Raw genomic sequence first — 18462 nt, 5'->3', positions numbered from 1 at the left:
AAGGATAGGGAGAATACACAAGTTTGTAGTAACGACTTCAGTCGTTTCTTCGTGACTTGGCTCCAGCCAAGTCACGAGTATTGCTCCAACTCCCCGATCCACCAAGGACAAAGGATCTATCCCCGTCTCCTCAAACTACCCATTAAACAACTCAAAAGTCTGCTGGCAAAAGGTTTTTAACTTGTCCTGTACCTCAGTAACGGGCTCCGTTGCTCCTACAAAGCGCCAGTTTTCCACTGTTGAAAATCGCCATTGTTGTCCTTGATGATTGTAACCGGCTGATTCCACTCCGATCGCCCGGCGATCGCCATCCAAGGGGTCCTCATGAAACCGAATTTGAACTAAAATACTCCGACTCTGCAATGAGCGACTCCATCCGGGAAAGTGAAATCCAATATCAATGGAATCAGGATCCACCAGTTCTTGGGTATTGGGGTCATTCACCCAAGGTTTCAAATCCGCCCGTGCGTCAGGAAACTGTAACTTAAAAAGATTAACGACTGCCGCAATCTTGCTGGCGAGTTCAAAATTTTTAACCTGTTCTGCTGCATTCACGCCCAATTATCCTCCACTGACCAATAGATATTGATGTTAAAACGTTTAGATTGAGGGTCGTCTTTTACGACTCGGTAAAAATTTCATCGGTGTAAATGAACGGCACGGGGTGGCTTTAGGCCAAAATATTATGTTGATAACGGTATCGCAAGTATTGGTACCGTTTCCGAACGAGTAGGAATCACACCCATGTCTATACCCTGTCAAATCGTTGTAGAAGGAAATCCGGCAATCATCTATGCCAGTAGAAATGGAGCGCCGGACAAGGTTCGCCGCATTCTCAAACCCTTTCTCGGTAAATTTTGCCAAGAACGAGAGGCGGCTGGAGAATACCACGATACACCGGAGTGCTTAGTAGCGCAGATTGTAGTTCGTTTCGGCTTTGAAATCTGTGAGGATGATTTCTCTAACCTCAAAGTCACGATGAACTATGACCCCAATGCCGAATACATCTACTCGGTAGGAGCTGATTTAACCGTCCAGGTTTGGATTCCAGAAGAAGACTATCGTCAAAATCCCGCTTTGGGATTACAAGGGTGTCGTCTGTTACCCGAGGAAGGTTGGAAAATCGAGTAAATCTGTCAATCGGTCAGAATTGAGAGGGGCGTGAGGGTTTGCCCCCATCCGTCGTTCGGACTTATGCACTGAGACTGTGGAGAGGGGCAACCCTGTGGCTCTAAACCCTTGATGCCTAATCAATCATCAATCACTCATAATCCATGATTGTGTGTGGTAAGTTCGGTCTGCCCTCTACTGTAGCCAGACCCTCTTCGGGGGAACGGAGATCGCCATCCCCTCACTCACCAGGAGGTTGCGCGCCATTGAGTGCCAGATCCGGCAATGAACTGGGTGCAGGAAGAACCTGAACCCGGGCGAATTTGAGGCCAGAGACTCCGGGTTGGGGTTCGACAGTGCCAAAGTCAATCCGCTCTGCCACCCAACCTTCCCGGGCTAAATAGCGCAAATACTGTTCATATTCTTCCCATTCCTTGTTAGTCGCATAGACCACGGTTAACATCCCCGGGCGGGTAATCCGATCGCCGGTTTGTGCTTCTACTCCCTTATCAATTCGTTTTTTGACAATCTCATACCGGGTATCCCGGGTTCCCCGAACATCAAAAAGTCTCTCTGTCTTTTCATCATGAAAAATATCCACGGTGCAATCTTGCACCAAAACCAAATGGGTCACTTCTAGGGTCGTTTGGTAATCGGCTTGAATTCTCAATGCTACGCGAGCACAGTCACAAACGGCCCGAAGTTGTTCATAACGTAAACTGTGCAAATGAAAGCGCGAAAAGGATGGATTAATCGCTGCCCCTGCATAAATCATGTGATCAATGCCATCACTACATTCCACATCACAGTAATGAGGAATGATTTTTTGCATTTTCTCCTGCCAAATCTCCCAAGTGTCTCTTAAGCGCGCATTAATTTGATTGACGGTCTCGTCATAGCGCGATCGCGCCATATAAACGCACTCATGTTCATTATCACAAGCGGCTCGATAGGTTGCCACAGCCTCTGCTGCTAAGGGTGAACAGTGGGAAAAATAGTCAAAATACCCTTCCAAATGCTCTTTCAAATACTCGATCGCCGTGACTTCTGCATCCACGGTGACCCCCCGTTGGATCGCTTCAATTCGTTCTAACAAATCCAGTCTCAGTTGTTCCACAAAACTCTGTTTCTCCTCAGCACAAACCTCCTCTACCACGGCTAAGCCGAGGTGAAACTGCTCGATTAAATCGGCTTCAATGGCTCGGTTCCGCTCGTCTGAGGACCCGCGAATATCCGATATCCCATATAGCGGATAAAGTTCGGCAAAGACGATCGCCTCCGGTGGCAATCCCCAACTACGCCGTTCTAACTCCTGAATAAACCGCCATTCTACAGAGGGATGAATGTTAGTAAATTGGGTCAACTGTTGTTGGACAATTTGGCGTAAGGCCACCGTAAACGGCGCAATCAGTTCCTCTCCCCGGCGAATATCAATGGGATGGAAATGATGCGGATTGGTCTTGGTTAAACCGACTAATCCAACCATTTGCTGGGATTGGGACGGCGATCGCTTTGCTAATCCTGAATTATTTCCGCTCACTTGGACCACCAGGGGAATCAATAACAAGGAACGCACTCCCCCCTCGACCAGTTGCTTCTCGCATTCCCCGGTCCAATCGGCACTTAAATCGGTGACATTCCATATCCGATTGGCTTCAGCCGCTTGCAGGAAGTGGGACCCTTGGAGGGACTCCAGAGCATAACTGGTGACGCTCAAGTTTCTCGATTTCGTTTCTACAAACAGGCGGACGGGATCTCGTTCGGTACTGAGGATAAAGCTGTTGTCACATCTAAACAGGGATTTCAGGTGCTGATTAATTTGCCGAAAGCGATCGGGACGTAAAATCGAGTGGGTACTAATCAGTAACCGGGAAATCTCCCGAATGGTCTCCCGAAGGGTCACATCCACCCCTTCTAGGATGAGTAACCCTTCAACGCGATAATTCTCCCAACAGACTTGCTGTTCTAAGCTTTCTAAGGTAGAGAGGTCCGTAAAACTTTCTGAATTTTCGCGTCCGGAGTGCTGTTCTAGGCGTAAATCTGCAAACTCATCTTGAGCTGGATCGAGGGGAATAATTTTAAGTCCTGCCACATTCACCCAAAACTCGATCATCCTCGGTTCTGAGTAGTTGGGGCTATTAAAGCTAACGATCGCCGGTTCATCCCATCCCAACTGACTCTTGAGGTCAATTCCATAGCGATCGCCCAAAATTCGCAACAGCACTTGACGCCGATATAACTGTTCCAGGCCCTGGCGATCGCCTTCACTCAGGTGTTCCTGTAGCAAGTGGTGCAACAACATTTGGCGATCGTCCTGGCTTTGTTGATCCAGACTCGGCTGAATTCCCGCCAGTTGACACAAGGCTGGGTTGCCATAACAGAGGGTAAAATTTTGGGGTTCAAACGCTGCGATTAAGAGTTTCGTCCCCCGTCCCAATCGACTGAGACAGTCTAAATTGTTCTTCCAAATTCTAATTTTTTCCCCTTCCGACGATGCCGATAAATCCCCAGACAGGCTCTGCCACAGTGCATCCTCATCGGACAGTGATTCCTGATTAGCTGTCGGAGAAATTTCACCTGAAAGCGGGTCTATCTCCCCATAGGAGTCTATATCTCTATTGAAGATTGACGTAGAATCATTCATGATTTTGGGATAGATGCTGTTTGGGCCTGCTGGTCTTCACACTGATGCCGTTGCCTGGACTTTAGTTATTTTTGAACCCTGTATTCCCCCGCTTCTGGAGAGGCTCCCCTCGTGATTATTCGGTGACTCTGCTCCACTGAACCGGCGTAGAAATTAACCCTGACTTTAATGTATTATTCTTGGCTCCAGGCCATTTTCTCATTCAAGTGATATGACCAGCCTATTATATTTTCTTTCTTAGAATGATGATATCCGATTTCGAGGGAAGTGCCAAGCTAGAGTCTTCCCTCTGTTGGGAGGGGTCCGCGAAAATTTTTAGGCTATTTCTATTTGGCCCATTTGAGAACAACAGTTGAGCGGCTTAATCCTAAATCTAGCTGGGAAATATTGGTTTTAAATTAGCCCGCCTGGGCGGGCTTTGTGATTACCGATTCGACCAGACAAAGGTGAGGCAAGTTTTCATCGTAAAATTTGGGCTAATTTAACCGGCTTATTTAATGTCATATCCAAATAAGTTGGGATTAACTTCGGCCAATTTTAAATCAGCTAAACCATACTCGACCCAACGGCGATCGACCATTGCTGCTACCTCGGGATCTGACTCTAAAGGTTCTCCCCATTCATGTTCGGTTTCGGGTGGAATTTTGGTAGTGGCATCGATACCCATGCGTCCGCCTAAGCCAATTTTTTCACTGGCAAAATCTAAACTATCAAAGGGAGTATTGGGTAAAATAAAGACATCGCGTACCGGGTCAACTTTAGAGGAAATGGCCCAAACCACTTGGCGGGGGTCACGAATATTAATATCTTTATCTACCACAATTACAAATTTGGTGTAAGTAAACTGGGGTAAGGCACTCCAAAAGGCTAAGGCGGCCCGTCTCGCTTGGCCTGGATAGGCTTTATCAATGGAAATAATCGCCGCTTTGTAACTTAGGGCTTCCATTGGCAGGAAAAAGTCTACAATTTCCGAGACTTGTTGTCGCAAAATTGGGGTATAAATTCGATTGAGGGCGATCGCCATCATCGCTTCTTCTTTGGGGGGACGTCCGCTAAAGGTGGTCAGATACACCGGATTTTGGCGATGGGTCATGCAGTGAAAGCGGACCAAGGGGGAATCTTCAACCCCGCCATAATAGCCCATGTGGTCGCCAAAGGGTCCATCGGGGAGGACTTCCCCCGGGGTAATGGTTCCCTCTAGGACAAATTCTGAGTCTGCTGGAACTTCTAAATCCACGGTTTTGCATTTGGCGAGGGCGACCCCAGAACCGCCATAGAGTCCGGCAAATAGCCATTCGGAAAGGTCTACGGGAATGGGGGTGGCAGCGGCCATAATGATTAAGGGATCGACCCCGAGGGCGATCGCAATTTCCAGTTTTTTACCCTGTTCTGCGGCTTTTCGCAAATGTCTGGCCCCACCGCGTACCGATAGCCAATGCACCGTCATGGTATTGTGAGATTGCAACTGCAAGCGATACACGCCGACATTAGGCGTTCCTGTCTCACAATCTTTGGTAATCACCAATCCCAAAGTGATGATTTTCCCTGCATCTTTGTAATAGGGACGAATTAAGGGTAACTGGTTTAAGTCTAAGTCATCCCCCTGAATCACCACTTGCTGACAAGCGGGGAAAAAGTCCCGTCCGGGTTTTGCCTTGAGGACATCAAAGAGCACTTTGCCAAACTCTACCGCCTGGGCAATTTTTTTCGGGGGTTTAGGCTGTTGTAATAGGGCCAGTTTCCTGCCGAGTTCCTCTAATTCTAGGGGTTTTTCCATGTTCATCGCCCAACAGACTCGTTCCTCGGTCCCTAAGAGGTTGATTGCGACGGGATGGGCTGATCCTTTAACATTCTCGAATAGGAGTGCGGGTCCTCCAGCTTGTAGCATCCGGTTGGAAATCTCGGCTATCTCTAAATCCGGGTCAACGCAGGTGGTAATCCGCCGGAGTTGTCCCCTATTTTCTAGGAGGTTCAGGAATTCCCGTAAATCTCGTGCCATGTTTATCCATCAATCGAGCTATCGTCTTTTATTATGATGGAATACTGTCACTTTCTACGGGAATCGCTATGCGAGACGATCCGAGTTTGACTACTCATCAGGGATTAGAGGCGATCGCGCCTTTAAGTCGTTTAATTTCTCAAACCCTTTTAATCGCCTATCAGCGCCATCCCGAATGGCTGCATGAAAAATTTAGAAATTACTCCTGGCATCGCCCCGAATTTTCAGATAAATTATCAGAAAAAATTGCCACTGAACTGGGACAAAATAATCAGGACATAGACACCTTGGTTCGCAAATTCATGAAATTGTTAGAATCGTTCATGAAACCTCCATTTTTTGTGTCTTATGAATTTTTAGAATTAATCCAAAACTTTCAAGCCTTACTTAAATTTCCCGCTTCAATGGTCCCGGGTGAATCACCCCTGGCCCCGGGTACTCTGACGGTTCAATCAGACCTTGAAACTCAAAGTTTAGAACAATTTGCCCTACGCTTGGGCTTTAATCTGCCCGAGGCCGTATCTTTGGGAATGGCAGCCCACTTTAATGCATTCAAAAAATCCTCGGTAGGGGGGATTGCTATTTTACTTTTAGATGCTGAGAATTTATCCTTAGATGAACAAGCAGAAAAATTTTTAAAACAAGTCTGTCAATATGATTTACAAATTAAAATTGCGTTTGCTAATTGGCAAAGAATGGGAAAAAAGGATGTTCAACTCCATAAGCGTCATTATGAACTGATTCATGTTCCCCCGGGGAAAGATAGTGCGGATGTGAAAATGGCAACGGTGGGTTCCTCTATTTTTGTCCACTATCCCAATGCAAAGGAGGTGTTAGTTTGTTCATCCGATGGAGTCATGACTCATTTATGTACTACGCTTCAGACTCACGGTTTAAGGGTTTATTTAGTTCGCAAACAGGGAAAAATTTTAACCGTTTTAAACACACAGACGGGTAAAACTCAGACTTATGGGATGGAGGAAATTAACCCGGTTTTTTCGGTGGAAGAATGCGTTAAAATGTTCAAGGGTATCCTCACTGCTGAACAGACAAGAAGCGGTAAACAGTGGATTAAATTTTCCCGAGTTTGTGCGCTATTTCAGGACCGTTATCACATCCCCCTGAGTCAAGTAACGATCGCCTCAGAACCCGGGAAAAAAGCCCGGGACATCTTTTGCGATCGCCCAGATGATTTTGTGGTCCATCAAGTCCCAGGAGATCCAGAATTTTATATTGCTTTATTCGATGGCATGGCGTTAAAATCCAGCCCAGATTTTAATGCTCAAACCCTGTGTCTAAAACCCCCTACGATACCGCAGGATTCCCTCCCCAATGGGTTTGATGGGAGAGAAGAAGTCGAACTGGCATTAGAACGGGCGATCGCTTCCCTGCACAAGAAATATCCCGGAATGCCTATTTCCACCGGAATGCTAGGTTCAGAATTTAAAGAACTCTACGGTCAAAACCCGAATTGGATTATTAAAAAATTAGGACTCGGGGGAAATTTTAGTAAATTTTTACAGTCAAGTTCCAGATTTTCCCTGACCCCCTCCCTTCAGACAGGTGAAGTCATTATCCGGGAAAAACACAGCCCTACTCCTAAAACTTCACCCCTGATATCGGGCATCAATTCTGCATCTTCTTGGGTCATCAATACCCCGGCCGACTTAGAAAAATGTTTAATAGACTTACTGGTGAAATTAACCGAAAATTCTCCGGGAAATTCCCTTCCTCTCTCCGCCCTAGCGAGTGAATTTAACGCGGAATATGGAGTGCCTATTACCCAAATTATGAAACCCTTGCAAATCAAGGGAAAATTAACCCGCTTTCTGGATTTATCTAAAGCCTTTAAATTAAAAAAAATCGGACAAGTCTATCAAGTCGCCCTAGTGTCCCGCACTCCTTAACCCCTCCGGTTTTTGAGGAAACGAGTAAAATTAAAGGGCATTAGAGTTATTGAGGGCAGTGATATCGGATTCATGGAAATCGATCACATTCACTTTTACGTTAAAGATGCTACGGCACAACGGGACTGGTTCGTAGATTACCTAGGATTTGAGGCAGTCGCCAGTTTCACCGACACCGACACTCACACGGAACTGATTCAAAGTGGTTTAGTTCGGTTTGCACTCTCTTCCCCCTTGTCTGTTGCTTCTCCGATTGCGGAATATCTCGATCGCCATCCTCCGGGAGTCGCTGATATTGCCTTTGCGGTTCAGGATTTAGCATCCTGCTTGAATCAAGCAACTGCTGCCGGTGCCAAAGTCTTACAACCCATCCAGGAACAACCCTCGTCTTTTCCCCCCTTAAAATGGGCAAAAATTGCCGGATGGGGAGAATTGAGTCATACCTTAATTCAACGGGGTGACCCCAAGGGGGCGATCGGGAATTTTACTAACGAGATTTATCCGTTTTGGACCGAGGAAAACATTGAAGAATCAATCTACTCTGACCCCAAAAATCTCGCTCACCCTATCTCTCTCCCTCTCCCTAATAGTCTTTATCTCAATATCGACCATTTTGTTTTAAATGTCGAAAAAGGAGACTTAAAAACTGCTTTATGCTGGTATGAAAAAGTTTTCGGTTTTCAAGGTCAACAAACCTTTGATATTCAAACCGAACGGTCTGGATTACACTCTCAGGTGATGATTTATCCCGACAGTCTAATCCAGTTCCCCATTAATGAACCGACATCCGATACTTCTCAAGTTCAAGAATTTTTAGAACTCAATCGGGGTCCAGGAATTCAGCATATTGCCTTAAAAACGAATAATATTCTGGGAACCGTTGCTCAGTTACGGAAAAATGGAGTCTCATTTATTGATGTGCCACCCACCTATTATGCAACCCTGCGCCAACGTCTGGGATTTGATGAAGGGTCGGCAGAGTGGCAGGACATTCAAAGGAAAAAAATTTTAGTAGATTGGCTTGCTGAAACCCCCAATTCCCTGTTACTGCAAACCTTTACTCAACCCATTTTTGAACAACCGACTTTCTTTTTTGAAGTGATTGAGCGCCGAGAGGAGGCGGCAGGATTTGGCGAAGGAAATTTTCAAGCTTTATTTGAGGCAATCGAACGAGAACAACTGAAACGAGTGGAACATTCGGCCTAATCTCCCTAATCGAACTAGGTTGAGGCCCTGAAGAGAAGAAACCGGGTTTTTTACCGAAATTGGTTACCAATTGCCAAAGATGGGGTAAAAAACCCGGTTTCTAATGCCCTGTTAAATCGCCCGATAGATAAAGCTGAGAGTGGCCCAGTGATCCACATGAAGCGCCCAGCGATCGGGGGAAGAGTTGGCATTAGGGAGACTGGCAATGCTGGCAGTATGGAGGTCCTGTAAAATCGCTTGCGCGATCGCCAGGGGATTGGTCACGGGAATCAGGGGTTGGGCATCTCCTTGGGGACGCATGACACCGGATAAGGCGGAAAAGGTTTTAGCAAACGGACTGGATGAAAAAATTACTTGGGTTTCTGTTAATCCCGCTTGACCATGAACCACCCAGGATCCGGTTCCCGAACCCGTAGGAATCGTCAAAGTTTCCCCGGGAAGCAGTAGATTTTGTTCTAAGGTGGGCTGAGTTTGTCCAGTATTAGAACTGTTCGGGTCATCAGACGGATAGAGAACCACCGCATTGCCACTGTTTTCTAAGGAAAACAAGAGGCAGTACAGGGGGCGATCGCTATAATTAAAGGCCCGATACCGAATCCGACTCCCCAAGGGAACCCCTAACGGACTATTCCCGTTCCGCGACAGAGGAACCGCAGATAACTTGGGGGCTTCCCAAGGGGCGCGACGGGTTTCGCTTTGGACGATCGCCTTGCCGTCAGGTCCCAAAGTTTCCAAGTTGACCCGCACTCCCAACCGAGAAGACCCCTCATTAGCAGTCAAGCGCAATAATTTAGTTGCCAGTAACGTTTGCAGTTGCGGCACTAACCGTTGAGCAGAGGATTTAATCGCTTCTCCCTGTTCTCCCATCGTATTCAGCAGCAGGTTTTTCCCCAGGGAAAACAGCGCATAACTGCCGGGGGGAATTATCGGTAAGGCGGAACTCGGCAGTTGCGCTAACATCGCCTCTTGAGCTCGCCCAAATAAATAGTCTGCCGGTTGTTCTCCGGCAATCACCGTGGTCACTCGGGGAATTCCAGCAAAGGCACTGGTGGCATCCACCCGTTCGATGCGTTGCAATCCAGCATCTAAGGCAATGGTTAAGTTGATATTCCGGGGAATGGTCCGGACTGTTTCTTGGACGACTTGACCGACTTTCACCGGGTTGGGAGACGGAGGGGTTGATTTGTCCGACCCTAAAACTTGCGCTTTAATGGTTAATCCGTCTCGCGATCGCACCTGTAAGCGGTAGGATGGCGCATCGGTTCCAGCTAAAGCAACCGGGGTTAACATTGAATTGACTTCTAAGGATTCGATCGCCTGGATCGGAAGTCCTCCCAACCATAAAACTGCTGTTTGACCATTGTCTTCTATCGCTGTAACAGCACCCTCGGCACTCGGTTGATTAAAGGCAAAACTCGGTAAGGTTTCATCAGGAGGATTGTTCCCTTCCCCAGGCGGTGGCGCTTCTAATGTTTTTAAAAGTTGGGGTTGTTGCAGGGGAAAACCTGCAATTTGCTGGACGGAACAAGAGGCTTTTTGGAGACTAGATTGCAGCGTATTAGCGGGAGTTGCTAACCACAGTTGCTGGGTGATGGCATAAGTAAAGACTCCGGCGCTAAAGCCATTCCATCGCCCTTCCGTGGCTAACTGATTGGCACCGGAGGCGGCCAAAACTACCCCTTTAAGGGAAGAGGGCGATCGCGGAAACAATAAGGTGGGTTTCGGGCTAATGGTTTCCAGAAAGGCAAGTTCGGCATCACTGGGATTGCCTGTGGGAACCCCTTGCTGGGAACGAATTCGGAGATTTCCTTGGAGGGTGGTCCCCGGATAGCTGTAGCTGGTATCCAAGACAGCGATCGCCCGGTCCGTTTTCAGCGATCGCAACAGTTCCCAGAGGGTCGCTTCTAAAATATCATTGGCCGGTCGTCCCCCACTGCCGGTTCCCCCATCCACCGGCATCAAACTGGTTTGCAATCCCGTGGTGGATTGGTCCCAATTAATCCGCCGCCCATATCCACTAAAGTGGAACACCACCAAATCCCCATTTGTGGCTTGCTGTCCCAAGTGATTGATAAAAGCATCTTCAATATTGGCACGAGTGGCTTGTTCATCGGTGAGGATGACGATATCCCGGGGATTGAACCCAAACCGATAGATCAACAGTTGTCGTTGCAGTTCCACATCGGTGACACAACCGGAAAGGGGATTTAAGCCCGGATAGGCGTTGATCCCCACTAATAACGCCAACTTGCCAGAGGCGGGTGCTGCCAAAGCTTGGTAATAGCGCTGGCTCGATTTCCAGATGATGGACTCGCTAATTCCCAACCCGGCTAGGATGCCGCTTGCCCTGCGTAAAAATTCTCGTCGCTTCAGTCCCATTCCCTAAATTGTCCTTCTTACCCTTATAACGCTTATTTTTAAACGGGAATGGACTCGTGGCAACCCGAGGGGCTGTTTCTTTCTTCGGTGACTCATCACGGGTTGATTCTGGTCTAATCCTGGGGAGTCCATTCCCTAAGTTCGGTCCTGAGAACCACTTTATACCGGGATCCGTTGCGATCGCCCGTGGGGTCTTCCTTCCCCTAGTGTCTCTTCACCCCTCTGGGATTCAGCGAGGTTTATCCTCTCCTAGAACCCGCATCTTTAATATTCTTTTGTTAAGAGAGTCTGGCAAACAAAGCTAAACTTTGCATTAAGTCTTTGGCAATTTTGCCCATATCTTCGTCACCACTCGCCAGTTTTCTTCTAATATTTTCCTGGCGTTCTTTCTGTTGTATTTTCCCGCCGTTTCCGTCTCCCAATGGGGACAACCAGACCAAATTTTAGCGATTGTTTCGCAATGTTGAGGCAGGAAATTATTTCCTCTTTACTATATAGTACCCCTTCAATGGCGATCGGTCAAAACCATAAGGAGGAATTTTGCTTTCCCTGGGTCTAACTGCGGTTTCATAGGGAGGCGATCGCTCCATCAGGGGAGGGGAGGACAAGGCAGTGCCTTGTCCCGAGAGCGATCGGACATTCTTTGGGAGTGCCTCAGTACAGGCTTCGCCAACGCACTCCTCAAGAATCAAGCGCATCTGCACCTCATGAGTCCGGGAACCGCTATACCCCTGTCTTCCAAGTCAGTTAGGGTATTCCAACAAATAAATCATCCAAATCTGATGGTTAAGCATCTAATTAGACTGTATTAGCCCGCGCAGGCGGGCTTCGTCCGTATAGCCCCAGGCTTCAGCCTGTGGGTTTTTTGCAGAGTTTATTTAATGGAGTTCCCTTAGTAAGACTCCACAGCCACCCGCATCGCCCGGGCGAGTTCGGCAGCCACTTCTGGACGAGAAAACTCTGGCGGGGGTAACTCCCCATTCCGCAGCATCTCCCGCACCTTAGTTCCTGACAGGTGAATCCGCTGATCCGGGTTACTTGGACTTGTTTTCGTCGTTGCCATACTCTTGGTCAACTTACAGAAGAAAGCGTGCTCAAACTTCATGGGCACGATTCCTAATTCCCCGGGTTCAAACTCATCAAAAATATGTTGAGCGTCGTATGTGCCGTAGTAATCCCCCACTCCGGCATGATCTCGACCGACAATAAAATGAGTGCAGCCGTAATTTTTCCGGAGTAAGGCGTGGAAAATCGCTTCTCTCGGTCCGGCATAGCGCATTGCTGCGGGGTTAATTGCCAAAATTACCCGGTCTTTCGGGTAATATTTTTCCATGAGAATTTCATAACAACGCATCCGAACATCGGCGGGAATATCATCCCCTTTGGTTACGCCGACTAAGGGATGCAGGAATAAGGCATCCACACTTTCCAAGGCGCATTTTGTAATATATTCGTGGGCGCGGTGGATGGGGTTGCGGGTTTGGAAGGCAACGATGGATTTCCACCCTTTTTCCCGAAATAGTTCGCGAGATTGCGCGGGGTCGATTTGGTAATTGGGAAATTGGGGATGCGCTTCGCGATCAAGCAACCAAATGGGTCCCGCTAGATTGATGGGTCCTTGCTCATACAAGACTTTGACCCCGGGATGATTCTGGTCCTCGGTGCGATAGACGTTAACCGCTTCTAATGCCTTGTTGTAGCGATATTTTTGGGTGAGTTCCAGGACGCCGACAAATTTGCCTTCGGTGTCATCTAAGCGGATCCAACTCCCTTCTTTCAGGGGTTCAGCGATTTCTTCACTCACCGGCAGGGTGATGGGAACGGACCAAGGGAGACCATTCGCCAAGCGCATATCTGTGACAACGGGATCATAATCTTTTTGATCCATGAAACCCGTCAGGGGGCTAAAACCACCAATAGCAATTAGGATAAGGTCACAGAGTGCGCGATCGCTCAGTTGCAGGCGAGGCATGGTTTCGCCTTGGGCAAGAAATTCCTGCTTTTGAGCGGGGCTGACGATACGATTAATCAAGTGACCGCCGTGGGGGGCGATCGCATCTGGATGTTGACTCAAAACGATCCCTCTTTCAGATATAGTTCAATTCTTAAGCTTTGCTAATTTTTTATGATACTGGTATCTGGGACGTTTGACACGCCTCGATTCCGGCGATCGCATTCACCCCAACATTGCCCCAATATCAACAACCCGGCTTTGTTGAAAAACCGGGTTGCTGATATTGGGGCTTTTAAATTTTTGAGGGCAAAAGTACACAACAGGTTAGAAACCGGGTTTCTTTACTTCATTTCTGGCAAGTTGCCGCAATTCAAGGAAGAAACCCGGTTTCTGGTCCCTGGGGTGAGAAACCGGGTTTCTTCAGCCCATCTCTGGCAAGTTGCCGCAATTCAAGGAAGAAACCCGGTTTCTGGTCCTAGGATAACTGTTCGATAATCCCACCACCGAGGACGCGATCGCCGTCGTACCAAACTGCTGCTTGTCCCGGGGTTACCCCAAACTGTGGTTCGTCAAACACCAGTTTGGCGCGATGTCCCCGATCTTCAGGAATCACCGTCACCGGAACAGGCGAGGTTCGATACCGAATCTGCACTTCTGCCCGAATCGGTGCAGTGGGAGGGGCGATCGACACCCAATTGACCCGATCTACGGTGAAACTTGGTTCTGTTGCTGACTCGCGATCGCCGACAATCACCCGATTCTTCACCGCATCCAATGCCACCACATATAAGGGTTCCGCTGCCGCAACCCCGATCCCTTTGCGCTGTCCAATGGTGTAGCGATGGATGCCGTCATGCTGTCCGAGGACCTTCCCCTCAACATCTACAATCTCCCCTTTTTGGGGCTGAATGTACTGTTCCAAAAAGGTCTGCATTGACCCGTGGGCTTCCACCAAGCATAAGTCTTGACTTTCCGGCTTTTCAGCCGTTTGCAGTCCATATTCCGCCGCAATCCGCCTGGTTTCTGTCTTGGTGATTTCACCCAAGGGAAACATACATCCCGCCAGCAATTTTTGGGTTAAGTCGTACAAAAAGTAAGATTGATCTTTATTGCGATCGACGGCCCGCAGTAATTCATATCGTCCGGTCTCTTCGTTATAGTTGACTCGGGCATAGTGTCCCGTGGCAATTTTGTCAACCCCGAGTTCTTCTTGGGCATAACTTAACATCGGGCCAAATTTCACCGCCCGATTGCACTGGGAACAGGGTAACGGGGTAAACCCGGCACTATATCCCGCCACTAAGTAATCGACAATTTTTTCTTGAAATAACTGGCGAGTATCGACGATGTGATGGGGAATGTCCAACTCTTCACAAAGCGAGGCAGCATCGACCATCCCCTCAGAGCAGCATTGACCTTTCCCCTTCATTAACCACAGGGTAAGACCAATCACTTCATATCCTTGATGATGTAGGATGGCGGCTGCGGTAGAACTATCCACTCCGCCTGAGAGGCCAACGACGACTTTGCTCATAAATTCCCATAAAAGGCCGCTATCTACACAATTCGGCCAGACAATAACAATCTCTTTCTAGGCTAACAGATCGAGTTTGAATTAACAGTCAAATTCATTGAGATTTTTGGTTCTTTTGGAAAATCGCTTTAATTTCCTGTGCTAGAGTGGCTAAAAACCTCTTGATCCTGCTTGGTGAGTGGATATCCCTATATGGAAAATCTACGATTCGGTTCGTTTAGTTCTAGGAATCGTGAATGGAGTTCGACCCGATCGCCTGACGTCTGGGTAGGGGCGATTTTAGGGTTGGGTTTAACGGTGGGAGTCGCTGCTGAGTTGTTGCTACTCTCTCAACGGGCGAGCGCTCAATCACCCCTCCCCCAAATTCCCGCTGCTCAACAATTTCCATTACAACAGCCGCAACAACAGCTACAACCATCCCTCCAACTTCCGGTGCCCGCGCAGCAACCCCCCTTTGCAGACCCCGGACCGATTCCCCAGTTTGATCTCCCTCCGGCCCCACCCCCGCTGCCTCCACTCCCGAGTTCTCGTCGTTATGTGGTCTATATCCCCACCAATAACCCCATCGTTCTCGCCCAAGTTCGGTTAATCGAACCGGAGGCATTTATCAAGGATTTGGACGGAAAAACGGTGATTCAAGCGGGGATGTTTGTGAATAACTCCAATGCCTACCGACGGGCGCGAGAGTTAGAGTTATTAGTTGGAATTCGCTCAGCGATCGGCACAATTGAGCCAATCTCCCCGGCGATCGCCACTGCTGCTGATCCAGGTGCCTCTGTGGGCATTTCTAATCCCTATTTTGTGGTAATTCCAGGTAACGCTAATGACTTTTCCCGGATTACTACTCAATTAACCACTGCGGGAATTGCCTCCCAAGAAATCTCGGTTCGCACGGCTCCTTTTGGACCGCATCTGGCGATCGGACCTTACCCCAATCGCATCACGGCTCAACAAGAAAGCGGCTATATTCGTAATTTTGGCATTGATGCTCGGGTTCATCAATATGAGTAATCAACCCAGAAACGCTCAAGCTTAAAATCAAGCACCAGCCCGATCGGGAACAAGATGCTCCCACTCCTGGAAACCCAGGCTTTCAACCGCCCTCTGAGTTGCCCATTCATTCACAAATTCGGCCCGTGTTACCACAACAAAACCGCCAAAACCAGATTAATCAATTCATCGTGACTTCATCGCAAATGAGCGCAATTGAAGAGCGAATCTTTGCCGCAGGAATGCCGGTGGCTGCATTGATGGAAAAGGTTGCCCAAGCTATTTTTAAGCGCTTGGTTGCCCTCTATCCTCGTCCCGGAGTCCAACGAGTTGGAGTTTTGGTAGGTCCGGGTCACAATGGCGGGGATGCTTTGGTGGTCGCCCGAGAGTTACATTTTTCCGGATATGATGTGCTGATTTATCGACCCCTTTCTAAAAGTAAGGAGTTGACCGAGAAGCATGGGGAATATGTGGCGAGTTTGGGGGTGGAGTTTTTTGACCAAATCGAACCCCTCCTAAATTGCGATTTGATTGTGGATGGATTATTTGGATTCGGATTAGAACGGTCAATTTCTGGAGAGATTGCTCCGGGAATTGACCGAGTAAATGAACAGTTTCAACCCGTAATTAGTATTGATTTACCCTCGGGGTTGCATACGGATACGGGAGCAGTTTTAGGAACAGCAATTCAGGCGAATCATACTTTTTGTTTGGGATTATGGAAGTTAGGACTATTTCATGATCAAGCGTTGGCTTATGTGGGGAAGGCGGAATTAATTGATTTTGATATTCCTTTGGCAGATATTCACGCAGTGTTAGGCGATCGCAATCCTATCCACCGAATTACCTCAGCGGAGGCCCTCGCCCATCTCCCCCTTCCCCGTCCACAATTGACCCACAAGTATAAGGAAGGACATCTCCTGGCAATCTGTGGTTCTCAACGCTATATGGGTGCGGCCCTATTATGCGGATTGGGCGCGAAGGCATCGGGGGTGGGAATGTTGACGATCGCCGTTCCTAAATCGCTCAAACCTTACATGAGTCAGCAATTAGCCGATGCGTTGATTGTCGGATGTCCCGAAACTGCATCCGGGGCGATCGCCCATTTGCCCGATAGTATCGACTTGAGTTCCTTTGGTGCGATCTCCTGTGGCTGTGGTTTGACCCCGGATGCAATGGCAGTAGTCCAAGCCGTCTTAGAAAGCGATCGGCCCTTGATTTTAGATGCCGATGGATTAAATGCTTTGGCGCAATTGGGGACCATTCCCACTCTCTCCCAACGAGACGCCTTTACCCTGTTGACTCCCCATCCCGGAGAATTTAAGCGTCTGTTTCCCGAGGTTGAAGGAGAAGCGGAGGATGGGGTGCGGGCTGTACGTCGGGCTTCTGAGCAAAGTGGGGCGGTGGTGATGCTCAAACAAGCCAGAACGGCGATCGGCTATCCCGATGGATCGGTTTGGATTAACCCAGAAAGCACCCCGGCATTGGCGCGAGGTGGGAGTGGAGATGTCTTAACCGGGTTATCTAGCGGATTAATTGCTCAGGCGATCGCCCGGAAAATTCCCATAGAACCCCTCGTGCAAACCGCAGTCTGGTGGCACGCCCAAGCGGCCATTTCCGCTGCCACGATTCGCACGGAATTAGGGGTAGATCCAGTGACGTTAAGCGAGTATTTACTAACGGTTTTACCCCAGTTCCTGCGATCGGGCAATTAGAAATTTTGCTCCAGTCCCTGGAGAACAACCCTAAAGTCTCAGTTGAAAATCTGGTTTCCTGGCAACTACCCCCCAAACAAAACAACACCCAAGACTTACTCGCTGAGTGATTTCCTCTTTTTTGCAATGTTCGCAGTCTACCTAACTTAAACAGTTTAGGATTATTTCTGCCGAGTCCACTATTTGAGGAAATATCAGCCCTTAGTTTGGGTGTTGTTCGGGTTTTGGTACGAGACAGATGTTAGATTAAACAGCTTGAACCTCTTTATGCTAATTTGAACTTGGCTGTTGTAATCTGCCAGGGAAGCTCTTTGTTGCTTCCATATATTTAATTTAGCACGCTTTTGAGTAATGGCAAGGGAATGATATAAAACTTTACTTAATTTACCAGAGGCTGGGTTACCTCGTAAATTGATCTGAATTCAGGGCAGAACCTCGGATGAATGCTTGTTTCCGAAGTAGATTCTGATTAGGGAGCAGCGCGATCGCCACTTCTCCTCTTCTTCAAGAGACTCCATCCGATCGCCTCCGGAGGGATTTTAAAAATTGAGTTTCCGGGCAACTGCCGGCCAAACAAAACAACACCCAAGACCGACTTGCTGAGTGATTTCCTCTCAATTTCAATGTTCGCAGGCTGCCTAACTTAAAAAGTTTAGGAGTATTGCTGCCGATTCCACGATTTGAGGAAATATCAGACTTTGGTTTGGGTGTTGTTCGGGTTTTGATACGACGAGACAGATGTTAGATTAAACAGCTTGAACCTCTTTAAGCTAATTTGAACTTGTCTGCTGTTTTCTGCCAGGGAAGCTCTTTCCGCTTCATTTATTAATGTATCATCATTTTTCGGGAATGCAAGCCTTAGAAATAAAGGTTTACATAAATCTGAGCAAAGTATCTCGAAAGTATGAATTTAAGTAAACATTTCTTTCCCACCCGGGATCACTCCTGTACAAGAGGGTTGCGGCTACCTAGTTGGAGACCTTTCTCTGGAGTATTGGTGTATCAGATGCAAGGCACAGGAAAT

The 18462-nt window shown here is 48.0% G+C and carries 13 protein-coding genes; 5 read left to right on the top strand and 8 right to left on the bottom strand.

Features of this window, described 5'->3' with window-relative positions; translation table 11 throughout:
• Positions 1 to 135: 135 nt before the first annotated feature.
• Entirely contained in the window at positions 136 to 555 is a 420-nt protein-coding gene (locus NG795_RS06795) for a Tery_1686 family protein (protein WP_367287895.1), read from the bottom strand.
• A 189-nt stretch (positions 556 to 744) separates the two neighbouring features.
• Here NG795_RS06795 and NG795_RS06790 point away from each other — a divergent pair, with 189 nt between their 5' ends.
• Complete coding sequence (locus tag NG795_RS06790) at positions 745 to 1131, top strand: histidine kinase (protein ID WP_367287894.1); 387 nt, start codon at positions 745 to 747, stop codon at positions 1129 to 1131.
• A gap of 220 nt (positions 1132 to 1351) precedes the next feature.
• Here NG795_RS06790 and NG795_RS06785 read toward each other — a convergent pair whose 3' ends face one another.
• On the bottom strand, positions 1352 to 3754 hold the full coding sequence (locus tag NG795_RS06785; protein ID WP_367287893.1) for a GAF domain-containing protein: 2403 nt from the start codon (positions 3752 to 3754) through the stop codon (positions 1352 to 1354).
• Positions 3755 to 4244: 490 nt separating this feature from the next.
• On the bottom strand, positions 4245 to 5753 hold the full coding sequence (locus NG795_RS06780) for a UbiD family decarboxylase (protein ID WP_367287892.1): 1509 nt from the start codon (positions 5751 to 5753) through the stop codon (positions 4245 to 4247).
• Positions 5754 to 5821: 68 nt separating this feature from the next.
• On the opposite strand from NG795_RS06780, the gene NG795_RS06775 reads away from it, so the two are divergent.
• Together NG795_RS06775 and hppD are read left to right on the top strand one after the other, a co-directional pair.
• Positions 5822 to 7660 (top strand): NYN domain-containing protein, encoded by a 1839-nt coding sequence (locus NG795_RS06775; protein ID WP_367287891.1) that lies wholly within the window; start codon positions 5822 to 5824, stop codon positions 7658 to 7660.
• 72 nt (positions 7661 to 7732) lie between these two features.
• Positions 7733 to 8866 carry a 4-hydroxyphenylpyruvate dioxygenase gene (hppD, locus tag NG795_RS06770; protein WP_367287890.1) on the top strand — a complete coding sequence of 378 codons (1134 nt, stop codon included), beginning with the start codon at positions 7733 to 7735 and terminating at the stop codon, positions 8864 to 8866.
• 111 nt (positions 8867 to 8977) lie between these two features.
• Here hppD and NG795_RS06765 read toward each other — a convergent pair whose 3' ends face one another.
• The 5 genes from NG795_RS06765 to mnmA all read right to left on the bottom strand — a co-directional run bounded on the left by NG795_RS06765 (position 8978) and on the right by mnmA (position 14733).
• The gene (locus NG795_RS06765) at positions 8978 to 11245 is read right to left on the bottom strand and encodes a caspase family protein (protein WP_367287889.1); all 2268 of its coding nucleotides are present in this window, start codon (positions 11243 to 11245) and stop codon (positions 8978 to 8980) included.
• Positions 11246 to 11523: 278 nt separating this feature from the next.
• Positions 11524 to 11667, bottom strand: a complete 144-nt coding sequence (locus NG795_RS06760) for a hypothetical protein (RefSeq protein ID WP_367287888.1) — start codon at positions 11665 to 11667, stop codon at positions 11524 to 11526.
• A gap of 54 nt (positions 11668 to 11721) precedes the next feature.
• Positions 11722 to 11943, bottom strand: coding sequence for a hypothetical protein (locus NG795_RS06755; protein WP_367287887.1), 222 nt, complete (start codon positions 11941 to 11943; stop codon positions 11722 to 11724).
• 194 nt (positions 11944 to 12137) lie between these two features.
• The gene (gene sat, locus NG795_RS06750) at positions 12138 to 13319 is read right to left on the bottom strand and encodes a sulfate adenylyltransferase (protein WP_367287886.1); all 1182 of its coding nucleotides are present in this window, start codon (positions 13317 to 13319) and stop codon (positions 12138 to 12140) included.
• 355 nt (positions 13320 to 13674) lie between these two features.
• Positions 13675 to 14733: a tRNA 2-thiouridine(34) synthase MnmA gene (gene mnmA / locus NG795_RS06745; RefSeq protein WP_367287885.1), complete on the bottom strand. Its 1059-nt coding sequence runs from the start codon at positions 14731 to 14733 to the stop codon at positions 13675 to 13677.
• A 192-nt stretch (positions 14734 to 14925) separates the two neighbouring features.
• Here mnmA and NG795_RS06740 point away from each other — a divergent pair, with 192 nt between their 5' ends.
• Positions 14926 to 15744 carry a hypothetical protein gene (locus NG795_RS06740; RefSeq protein ID WP_367287884.1) on the top strand — a complete coding sequence of 273 codons (819 nt, stop codon included), beginning with the start codon at positions 14926 to 14928 and terminating at the stop codon, positions 15742 to 15744.
• 125 nt (positions 15745 to 15869) lie between these two features.
• Positions 15870 to 17438: an NAD(P)H-hydrate dehydratase gene (locus NG795_RS06735; RefSeq protein ID WP_367287883.1), complete on the top strand. Its 1569-nt coding sequence runs from the start codon at positions 15870 to 15872 to the stop codon at positions 17436 to 17438.
• Positions 17439 to 18462 lie beyond the last annotated feature (1024 nt).

It is taken from the genome of Laspinema palackyanum D2c, from assembly GCF_025370875.1.
In the GTDB taxonomy this organism is placed as follows: Bacteria; Cyanobacteriota; Cyanobacteriia; order Cyanobacteriales; family Laspinemataceae; genus Laspinema; species Laspinema palackyanum.
The sequence above is the reverse complement of the archived record's forward strand: the minus strand, read 5'-3'. Positions and strand labels throughout refer to the sequence as shown.

What these genes read in the sequence shown, in the direction of transcription:
- NG795_RS06780 (WP_367287892.1), bottom strand. Translation starts at nt 5,753, where the DNA reads ATGGCACGAGATTTACGGGAATTCCTGAACCTCCTAGAAAATAGGGGA.
- NG795_RS06755 (WP_367287887.1), bottom strand. Translation starts at nt 11,943, where the DNA reads ATGCGCTTGATTCTTGAGGAGTGCGTTGGCGAAGCCTGTACTGAGGCA.
- NG795_RS06740 (WP_367287884.1), top strand. Translation starts at nt 14,926, where the DNA reads ATGGAAAATCTACGATTCGGTTCGTTTAGTTCTAGGAATCGTGAATGG.
- hppD (WP_367287890.1), top strand. Translation starts at nt 7,733, where the DNA reads ATGGAAATCGATCACATTCACTTTTACGTTAAAGATGCTACGGCACAA.
- mnmA (WP_367287885.1), bottom strand. Translation starts at nt 14,733, where the DNA reads ATGAGCAAAGTCGTCGTTGGCCTCTCAGGCGGAGTGGATAGTTCTACC.
- NG795_RS06765 (WP_367287889.1), bottom strand. Translation starts at nt 11,245, where the DNA reads ATGGGACTGAAGCGACGAGAATTTTTACGCAGGGCAAGCGGCATCCTA.
- NG795_RS06775 (WP_367287891.1), top strand. Translation starts at nt 5,822, where the DNA reads ATGCGAGACGATCCGAGTTTGACTACTCATCAGGGATTAGAGGCGATC.
- NG795_RS06785 (WP_367287893.1), bottom strand. Translation starts at nt 3,754, where the DNA reads ATGAATGATTCTACGTCAATCTTCAATAGAGATATAGACTCCTATGGG.
- NG795_RS06790 (WP_367287894.1), top strand. Translation starts at nt 745, where the DNA reads ATGTCTATACCCTGTCAAATCGTTGTAGAAGGAAATCCGGCAATCATC.